Annotated in this window: 9 protein-coding genes; 2 read left to right on the top strand and 7 right to left on the bottom strand. The window is 64.9% G+C overall.

From position 1 onward, the window contains the following. Nucleotides 1–289: 289 nt before the first annotated feature. Together BM136_RS13485 and BM136_RS13480 are read left to right on the top strand one after the other, a co-directional pair. Complete coding sequence (locus BM136_RS13485) at nucleotides 290–904, top strand: flavin reductase family protein (RefSeq protein ID WP_092972302.1); 615 nt, start codon at nucleotides 290–292, stop codon at nucleotides 902–904. Further along, on the top strand, nucleotides 901–1,413 hold the full coding sequence (locus BM136_RS13480; protein ID WP_092972301.1) for a GNAT family N-acetyltransferase: 513 nt from the start codon (nucleotides 901–903) through the stop codon (nucleotides 1,411–1,413). Before BM136_RS13485 ends, BM136_RS13480 begins: the two co-directional genes overlap by 4 nt. 4 nt (nucleotides 1,414–1,417) lie before the next feature. Here BM136_RS13480 and BM136_RS13475 read toward each other — a convergent pair whose 3' ends face one another. From BM136_RS13475 to BM136_RS13445, 7 genes are all read right to left on the bottom strand, one after another. After that, complete coding sequence (locus BM136_RS13475) at nucleotides 1,418–2,806, bottom strand: amidohydrolase family protein (protein ID WP_092972333.1); 1,389 nt, start codon at nucleotides 2,804–2,806, stop codon at nucleotides 1,418–1,420. Nucleotides 2,807–2,825: 19 nt separating this feature from the next. Beyond that, complete coding sequence (locus tag BM136_RS13470) at nucleotides 2,826–4,169, bottom strand: nucleobase:cation symporter-2 family protein (protein WP_092972300.1); 1,344 nt, start codon at nucleotides 4,167–4,169, stop codon at nucleotides 2,826–2,828. Nucleotides 4,170–4,248: 79 nt separating this feature from the next. Then, nucleotides 4,249–5,367, bottom strand: coding sequence for a CobW family GTP-binding protein (locus tag BM136_RS13465; protein ID WP_092972299.1), 1,119 nt, complete (start codon nucleotides 5,365–5,367; stop codon nucleotides 4,249–4,251). Beyond that, a complete protein-coding gene (locus BM136_RS13460; RefSeq protein ID WP_217649360.1) occupies nucleotides 5,364–6,005 on the bottom strand; it encodes a UbiX family flavin prenyltransferase in 642 nt (213 codons plus the stop codon). Before BM136_RS13460 ends, BM136_RS13465 begins: the two co-directional genes overlap by 4 nt. Beyond that, a complete protein-coding gene (locus BM136_RS13455; RefSeq protein WP_092972297.1) occupies nucleotides 6,002–7,393 on the bottom strand; it encodes a UbiD family decarboxylase in 1,392 nt (463 codons plus the stop codon). Before BM136_RS13455 ends, BM136_RS13460 begins: the two co-directional genes overlap by 4 nt. Before the next feature lie 63 nt (nucleotides 7,394–7,456). Beyond that, a complete protein-coding gene (locus BM136_RS13450; protein ID WP_027679411.1) occupies nucleotides 7,457–8,380 on the bottom strand; it encodes an amidohydrolase family protein in 924 nt (307 codons plus the stop codon). Between the two features lie 29 nt (nucleotides 8,381–8,409). Then, on the bottom strand, nucleotides 8,410–9,321 hold the full coding sequence (locus BM136_RS13445; RefSeq protein WP_092972296.1) for an amidohydrolase family protein: 912 nt from the start codon (nucleotides 9,319–9,321) through the stop codon (nucleotides 8,410–8,412). Nucleotides 9,322–9,480: the final 159 nt, after the last annotated feature.

The raw sequence follows: 9,480 nt of genomic DNA, 5'->3' as shown, positions 1-9,480 counted from the left end.
GGGTTGGCCTTTTTCTTTTGACGTTGAGCCCTTGATGGCGCCTTGAATTTGTGTGAGCGGGCGGATCAAGGAAGGAGGCTTGTCTGAGCGCAGCGAGTTTGCCTCCTTCCCCGCGCGGTCACACAAATTCAAGGGGATGTCGCCATCTCGGGCTCGCCTTTCTTTTGCTTACTTTTCTTTGGCAAGACAAAGAAAAGTAAGTCGGTCCCGGCAGGGAACGAAAGGGAGGTGGACCACCAACAAAAAAACATCGAGAAACCACCCCCAACACATCCACCCCCAGTGACCTATGATGACGCCTCCCCCTAGTCCCCTCGCCATCATGCCCAATTTCCCCACACTCGCTCCAGTAGAACTGGCGAAGTGCTACCGCCTCCTGAACCACGGTCCGACCACGCTGGTCACCAGCGCCTACAACGGCGTGCGCAACGTCATGGCAGCGGCCTGGGCGATGCCGCTCGACTTTGACCCGCCCAAGGTGCTTGTCGTGGTCGACAGCCGCACACTCACACGCGAGCTGATCGAAGCCTCGGGCGTGTTTGCGCTCAACATTCCCACCCGCTCCATTGCCGAAACCACGCTCACAGTAGGCACGCTCTCGGGCCGCGACGGCGACAAGTTCGATGCGCTCGGCCTTGCCACCATGCCCGCCCGCACGATCGACGTACCGCTGGTGGCAGGTTGCGCAGGGTGGCTGGAATGCCGCGTCATTCCCGAGCCGCACAACGAGAAACGCTACGACCTGTTCATCGCCGAAGTGACAGCCGCCTGGGCAGACCCTGCGCTGTTCAGCAACGGCCGCTGGCACTTTACCGATGCGGGCAGCAAGACCGTGCACTACCTCGCAGGCGGTGCATTCTTTGAGACCGGCGATGCGTTCACCGTGGAGGCCAAACAGCCATGAGCGACATCGCCATCCGCCCGTTGACCGACGACGATGCCGAACCCTTCAAGGTGCTCCGCCTGAAGGCCATTCAAGACGCGCCCACTGCCATCTGGCCGACGCACGATGAAGAGTCGGGGCGCACGCTGGAAGAAACCCGCAACCGCATCCGTACGACTGACCATCAGATCGTGTTTGGGGCGTTTGCAGAGGCTGAACTGATTGGCATTGCCGGGTTGCGGCGTGAAGCGCTTGCGCAAGTCGCGCACAAAGCCGTGCTGTGGGGCGTATTTGTTGACCCCGCACATCGGCGGGCCGGTATTGCCGGCCGTCTGCTGAATGCCGCCATTGCGCATGCGCGTGCTGCACGGGTGCTGCAAATCCATCTCTGCGTGAACGCTGAAAACCCGCGTGCGCAAGCGCTGTATCGCAACGCGGGTTTCGAGACCTTCGGCATCGAGCGCCGCGCCATGCGTGTCGGCCATCGCTTCTACGACGAAGAACACATGGCGCTGCGGCTCGACGCCTGAACCGTCAGGCGCATGCCATCAGGTCCGCCACACCCTGGCTGGCTTCAGCACGGATGCTTGCCACATCCAGTCCGCACACCACGCCCTCGTCTACCACGACGCGCCCGCCGATGATGCTGGTGCGCACCGTGATGGGCTCGCCGGCCACCACGGGCGCGAGCGCCGGGTCGTGGAAGCCGTAGAAGCGCGGGTGGTTGATGTCGTAGAGCACCAGATCGGCTGCTTGCCCGACCTGCAGCGTGCCGACTTCACTCAAGCCGAGCACGCGTGCGCCGCCTGCGGTGGCCCAGTGAATGACATCTTCAGCAGTGGTGGCACTGGCGCCTTGCGCGGCACGGTGGATCAGCCAGGCGGTGTTGACCTCGCCGGTCATGCTGCCCGATTCGTTGGACGCTACGCCATCCACGCCCAATGACACCGGCACGCCGGCCGCGGCCAGTTGCGGTACCGGCGCGATGCCGCTGCCCAGCCGGCTGTTGCTGACGGGGCAGTGCGCGATGCCGCTGCCCGTCTGGGCGAGCATGCGGATCTCTGACGGCTGCAAGTGCACGAGGTGCGCAAACCAGACGTCCGGGCCCAGCCACTCGTGCTCGGCCACGAACTCCACCGGTAGACAGTTGTATTTCTCGCGGCAGAAGCGAACGTAGTTGTCGGTCTCCGACAGATGCGTATGCATGCGCAAGTGCATGCCGCGCGCCGCATGGGCCAGCTCGACCAGCAATGCCGGCGGCAATGAGAACGTCGGTGTGGTCGGTGCCACCGCCACGCGGCGCATCGAATCGGGGGCGTCGTCGTGATAGCGGTGTTTGAGCCGCTCGATGTCGGCCAGCATCTGGTCGAGCGTTTCAGGCCGCAGCGCCGTCTTCGAAAAGCCCGGGTGGCTGCTGGCCGATTCGATGGCGCCGCCGCGGCAGAGCACGAAGCGCATGCCGAACTCGTCTGCCACGTCGAACAGCATGTCGCCCGATTCGGTGCCGCCGCCTGCGTGATAGAGGTAGTGGTGGTCGGCGCAGGTGGTGGCGCCCGACAGCAGCAGCTCCGCCATGCCCAGGCGCGCAGCTGTGCGCATCAATTCCGGCGTGAACAGCGGCAGGCGCGGATAAGGCACGCTGGCGAGCCACCCTTGCAGGTCCTGGTTCATGCCTTCCGGCACGGCCTTGAGCAGGTTCTGGAACAGGTGATGGTGCGTGTTGATCCAGCCCGGGTAGACGATGCAGTCGCTGGCGTCGATGACGCGCTCGCCGGGGCGGGGCGTGAGGTCTGCGCCCATCTCGGCGATGCGGCCCCCGGCGATGCGGATATCGACCGCACCGGCGCGTGCGGCGTCACCGCGCAGGCCGGTCATGACGGCCATGGGGCGGTGGATGAGGATGTCTTGAGGCGTGTTGTGCATGGAAATGTCCATTGGAAAATCAGGCGCGGCCGGCCGTACGCACCACAGACGCGGGCACGTGCGCTTCTTCGGTGCCGTTGAGCAGCAGGTTCAACGCTACGGAGACCAGGCAGGCGATGACCACGCCGCTGTGCAGGAACGGTTGCGTCCAGTCGGGCAGGGCCTTGAACAGCGTGGGCGCCAGCACCGGCACCAGCGCGGCGGCAATCGTGAAGCCCACGATCAGGACGTTGTAGCGGTTGTGTTCATAGTCGACGCGCGCCAGGGTCTGGATGCCCGCAGCGGCCACCACGCCGAACATGGCAATGCCGGCGCCGCCCAATGCGGCCGATGGCGTGGCCGCAATCACGGCGCCGGCCTTGGGCACGAGCGCTACGAGACACATCAGCGCGCCGCTCACAGCCACCACCCAGCGGCTGCGCACACCGGTCAGCACCACCAGCCCGACGTTCTCCATGAACGCAATGAACGGGAAGGCCGCGAACATGCCGGCAATGGCGCTGGCCAGGCCGTTGGCGCGCAGGCCGTTGATGGCTTCCTCTTCTTCGATTGGCTTTTCGACAATGTCGCCAATAGCCAGGAACAGTCCCATCGATTCGACCATCTGCACGATCATCACCACGATCATGGTGAGTGCGGGAACCACGGCAAACACGGGCACCCCGAAGTGGAACGGCACCGGCAGCGTGACCCACGGCGCGTCTGCCACGCCGTGAAAGTTGCCCATGCCCATGGCGCAGCCGAGCAACGTGCCGACGATCATGCCCACCAGCACAGCAAGGTTGCGCAGCAGCGGGCTGCCGAAGCGGTTGATGAGCAGGATGGTGGCAACCACGACCACGGCAACCAGCAGGTACGACGGCGCACCGAAGTTGGCAGCGTTGCGTCCGCCGCCCACCCAGTCATACGCGACGGGAAAGAGCTGCAGGCCGATGACGGTCACGATGCAGCCCGTGACCACCGGTGGAAAAAATCGCCGCAGCCGCCCCACCAGCGGTGCGGCGAGCAGCGTAAACAGCCCGGCCGCAATGACCGCACCGCACACGCCCGCGAAACCTACGGCAGGGTTGGTGCCGATGGCAATCACCGGCCCCACGCTGCTGAACGCCACCCCCTGCAGGATCGGCAGCCGTACCCCGAACTTCCAGAACCCGATGGTCTGTAACAGCGTGGCGATGCCCGAGCAGAACAACGTGGTGCTGATGAGCACAATGGTGTCCGCCTGCGACATCTTGAGCGCCGACGCGATGATCATCGGCACCGCGATGGCGCCGATGTACGACACCGCCATATGCTGCAAGCCCAACGTCAACATCTGTCGGGTCGACAGAATCTGGTCGACCGGGTGTACGGCTGTTGTCATGGTTGTCTCCTATCGTTGTCATGCCCGGGGCGTGCCAGGAGCCGCCCTCGGGTCAGGGGGATGTCATGTCATGGCATGCTCACGCCGCCAGACACGCGTTGAAACCGTCCTGCAGGGCCGCACGATCGAGGTCGCGGCCGATGAAGACGATCTTGCTGCTGCGCGCTTCGCTGCCCCACGGCTGCGTTGCGCGAAAGTCGATGAGGCTGTGCACGCCCTGCAGCACGTAGCGCTGCGCCTGCCCTTTCACGGCCAGGATGCCCTTCATGCGGAACAGCGTTTCCGCCTGTTCGGTGCGCAGGGTGTCGATCCACGCGTGGAAGCGCACGAGGTCCACGTCGGCCGGTACGTCAAAACCCACGGACGAGACGCTCGGATCGTGCTGGTGCTCGTGCTCATGTTCGTGCTCATGGTCATGCTCGTGAGCGTTGGCGTGAGCATGTTCATGTTCGTGGTGATGTTCATGGTCGTGCGCGTCATGCTCGCCGTGGCCGGCGTCTGCGCCGATCTCCAGCAGCTTCTGCGTCGCCTCGAACGCGCCGACACCGATGATCTTGTTCAGATCGACCTCGGCATAGCTGGAGGTGACGATGTCGGCCGTGGCGTTCAAGCCGCGGATGCGCCCGCGCAGCGCGTCGATATCATCGCGGCCCACAAGGTCCACCTTGTTGATGACGATGCGGTCCGCGCAGACGATCTGGTCGACGGCCTGGTTGTCGACACCGTCCAGCTGCAGGTCGTCCAGATGCGCGGCGATGTGCTTGGCGTCGACCATGGTGACGATGGCGTCAAGCTCGACATGTTCGGCAATCGGATCGTCGATGAAGAACGACTGCGCCACCGGATACGGATCGGCCAGGCCGCTGGTTTCCACCAGGATGTGGTCGAGCCGTTCGGGCCGCGCGACGAGCTGGCGCACGATGCGCACGAGGTCTTCGCGCACCTCGGCCGTGCAGCACACGCAGCCGTTGACCATCTCGTAGATCTCTTCGTTTTCCGAGGCCATGACCAGGCCGCCGTCGATGCCGACTTCACCAAACTCGTTTTCGATCACGGCGATCTTGCGGCCGTGGTTTTCGCGCAGGATGAAGTTCAACAGCGTGGTTTTGCCGGCACCAAGAAAGCCGGTGAGGATGGTGACCGGAATCTTGGTGTTCGGGCCGGGAAGCGTGGCGTGGGCCGTGGCTTGGGGTTTCATGTTGTCTCCTTGTCGAGCGTGGGTGGGGTACGGACTAAGGCAGGTAAGGCTTCTTCGCCCCAGCGCAGGGCGGTGCCGGCATCGAGCCCGAACAGGTCGAGCACGCGGCCGAGGGTGTGGTCGATCATGTCGTCCAACGTATTAGGGCGCGCGTAGAAGGCCGGCACGGGCGGCGCGACGATGGCGCCCATCTCCGTGACGGTCTGCATGTTGCGCAGGTGTGCGAGCGTGAATGGCGTCTCGCGCGCCATCAGTACAAGCGGACGGCGCTCCTTGAGCGTCACGTCTGCCGCGCGTGTCAGCAGCGTCGACGAGACGCCCGTGGCAATTTCCGCCAAAGACTTCATCGAGCACGGCGCCACGATCATGCCCAGCGCGCGGAACGAGCCGCTGGCAATGCCGGCGGCCATGTCGTCCGCGCGGTGGTAATGCGTGGCGCGATCGATCACGTCGGCGAGCTTGTACGGCGTCTCGTGCGCCATCGTCAGCAGCGCAGAACGCGTGACGACCAGATGCGTCTCCACATCAAGCGCGCGCAGCAGTTCGAGCAGCCGCACGCCGTAGATGAAGCCCGATGCCCCGCTGATGCCGACCACCATGCGCGGCCGGGCGGGAGCGCGAGGATGGCGCGCGCTCATGGACGCACTCCGGCCTGGCGCAGGATGTCGCCCGCGCGGGCAATGGCCTGCGGATCGATGCGTGCGCGGATGCCTTCGAAGCCGGCACCGCGCGTGGCGTCGATGCCCATGCGTGATGTCGTGCCGTGGACGGACGATGACGGATCAAGCGGGCTGCCGGGCAGGCCATCGACCATGAACACATCCTGGTGCGGCTGGAAGTGTGTGGCCATGGCCCACAGCACCTGTTCGTCCTGTTGCAGGTCGATATCGGAATCCACGGCAATCACGGTCTTGAGGTACGGATCCCAGCCGAGCAGCGCCAGCATGACCTGCCGCGCCTCGCCGTCGCGCGTCGGGTTGAGCGCCACGTAGCAATGGAAGTGCGTGCCCGAGTTCGGATAGTGCAGCGCCGTCACCGATGGGAAGCGCGCCTTGAGCTTCTCGCTCATCTCGGCCTCGCGCGGCAGGCGGGCCAGCGTCAGGTGCTCGGCGTACGGACCGCCCACCACGTCGACCAGCCAGGCATCGCGCCGGCGCATCAGGGCATCGATGCGCAGCACATTGTTGGTGGAGCGGTCGGACGAATAGCCGGTGAATTCACCGAACGGGCCTTCCTCGGCATACGCCGCGGGGTCGATGGTGCCTTCGAGGACGAACTCCGCTGCCGCCGGCACGCCGATGCCGTAGCGCGGCGTGCGGACGATATCGAGCGGCGCGCCGAGCAGGCCACCCGCCACCGCGCGTTCGTCGGCGCCAAAGGGCAGGCGGGCGGCGGCGGCCAGCATGAACAGCGGATGCGCGCCTACCACCATCGCCACGCGCAGCACGTCGCCGCGTTCGCGCGCGGTCTGCAGCATGCGCCACAGGTGGCCGCGCGAGTGCAGGCTCGTCGCCAATGCGTTGCGTGCATGGCGCATCGAACGGTGATAGCTCATGTTGCACACGCCCGTCACCGGGTCCTCGGCCACGATGATGGCGTTGGTGATGTAGGGCGCGCGGTCGCTCTCGAAGTGCTTGATCATCGGCAGCAGCGCAACGTCGACCGCGTCGCCTTCGATCACCTCGTCGGTGATGGGGCCGTGCGAGACCACACGCGGTGCGATGGGCGCATTGGCGCGCGCCTGGAAGGCATCGTGCAGTTGATGCGGCAAGACGTCGAACAACCGTGCCAGCCGTGACCGCGAGGCAAAGACGTTGGTGACCAGCGGCACCTGCAGGCCGCTGACCTGCTCGCAGACCAGCATGGGGGTCTGGTTGCGCGCAGCAAGCTGATCGATGACGGCGGTGACGTCCTGGTCGGCGGAGATGCCGTGGCGTACCGTCAGCACATCTTCGGGATACAGCTCGCGATAGAGATTGGCGAAGACGTGGAAATCCTGGCCTTCGCCAAGCCGGGTCATGCTCATGGCACACCTCGCTAGAGGCGGGCGCCGAACACCACAGAGGCACGGCGCCCGCGGGATCGGCGCTCAGGCCGCTTCTGCTGTCTGGACGTAGGTCGACTTCAGGCGAAGCTCCGCCTCGGCCAGGTCCTTGGGCGGCTTGGTGGGCTCGATGCCGACCAGTCGCGCAATGTTGTTGCCCAGATAGTCTTCGAGGTGGTCCTCATCGATGCCCAGCCCCTGCGGCGGCGCCGAGCACAGCACCTCCAGCTCACGCAGCCACATGCCGGGCTCGTTGGGCGGCGAATCGGTCCCGAAGACGATCTTGTCGCGCGGCAGCTGCTTCGCAAATTCGACGATGCGCGACTGGAAGCACCAGCCCGATTCGCAGTACACATTGGGCGTGTCCATCGCCATCCAGAAGGCTTCGAACGAGTAGTTGCCGCCGGTCTGGATACCGAAGTGACCGATGATGAAGTTCACCATCGGGAACTCGCGGATGATCGGGTAGAACATCGTCGGGATGGTGTACGGGCCATCGCCGGTGTGGATCAGCACCACGATGTTGTACTTGGCGCAGACCTTCATCGCCGGGCGCAGCCAGTCGAGCGCGCGGTCGGGCCGATAGCCGTGCATGTTGGCGTGCAGCTTGACCATCTTGAAGCCGTATTCCTTGATGTGGAATTCCAGCTCCGCCGCGCCGTTCTCCGGGCCCCAGCGCGGGTTGTAGGTGAAGTTGCCGATGAAGCGGTCCGGGTACTTCTGCGTGAGTTCGGCGATGTACGCCATGTAGTCGCGAATGCCTTCACGGCCGCGGCGGTTGCCGTCGCGGTAGCCGGTGTTGCCCGGTGGCGGCTGGATGAAGCCCATGTCGATGCGGCGGGGCTTGCCGTTGATCATGTACGGGCCGTCCATCAGCTGGATCATGCGCTCGCCGTTGAACGGCGTGCCGGTGTGGCGCCAGGCCTCGTCGACGAGGTTGGTCGGGTGCAGATGGGTATCGATAATCATGTGTTGCGCTCCGTGCGGTCTGCGGTGGCTCAGGCGGCAGCCAGCGCGAGCTGCGCTTCGGCTTCGGCCACGGTCTTGGGCGGACGGGTCGGCTCCAGGCCGATCATGCGGGCGATGTTGTTGCCCAGGTAATCCTCGAGCGTGTCTTCATCGAGGTTCAGGCCTTGCGGCGGGTCCATGCAGAGCACTTCCAGCAGGCGTAGCCACATGCCGGGCTCGTTGGGCGGCGTGTCGGTGCCGAACAGGATCTTGTGCTTGGGCAGCACCTTGGCAAATTCGACGACGCGCGACTGCAGGCACCAGCCCGATTCGCAATACACGTTAGGCAGCTCCATCGCCCACTGCATCGGCTCGAACACGTAGACGCCGCCGGTCTGCACGCCGAAGTGCGCCATGATGAAATCGACGTTCGGGAAGCGCTTGATCATCGGAATCCATTCCGACGGAATGCTGTAGGGGCCGTCGCCCGTATGCAGCTTGACGGGCACGCCCAGCTCGGCACATTTCTCGAACGCGGGCATCACCCAGTCGAGCGCGCGGTCCGGCCGGTAGGCGTGCATGTTGGCCTGCATCTGGACCATCTTGAAACCGTGTTCCTTGACGTAGCGCTCGATGGCCTCCACGCCGTTCTGCACGCCGCAGCGCGGGTTGTAGACGAAGCAGCCGAGGAAGCGGTCGGGGTACGTCTGCACCATCTTGAGCGTGTACGCCATGTAGGCGTCGATGGATTCGCGGCCCGAAAGCTCGCCGTCCGTCCAGGTGTAGATGGTGTTGCCCTGCGGCGGCTGGATGAAGGCCTTGTCAATACGGCGCGGCTTGCCGTTGATCATGTAAGGGCCGTCCATCATTTCGAGCAGGCGCTCGCCGGTAAAGGGGTCGCCGTCGTGCCACCACGCGAGGTCCACCAGGTCGGTGGGGTAGCAGCTGATGTCGATGATCATCGTTGGATCTCCTGATGACTGGGAGGAAGCGCGTGATGGCTTCCCGGTGAGGGCAGGCACGTCCTGCAGCGCGGCGCTCTTTGCTAGGCGTGTGCCTTCCCCTCGCCGGATCGCGTGATGCCGGATGCGTGCTGCTTGGGGCGCAGTATCGGAGTCAGG

The sequence above is a fragment of the Ralstonia sp. NFACC01 genome (assembly GCF_900115545.1).
In the GTDB taxonomy this organism is placed as follows: Bacteria; Pseudomonadota; Gammaproteobacteria; order Burkholderiales; family Burkholderiaceae; genus Ralstonia; species Ralstonia mojiangensis.
Note: the sequence above shows the minus strand (reverse complement) of the source record. Positions and strands in the feature narration are given on the sequence as shown.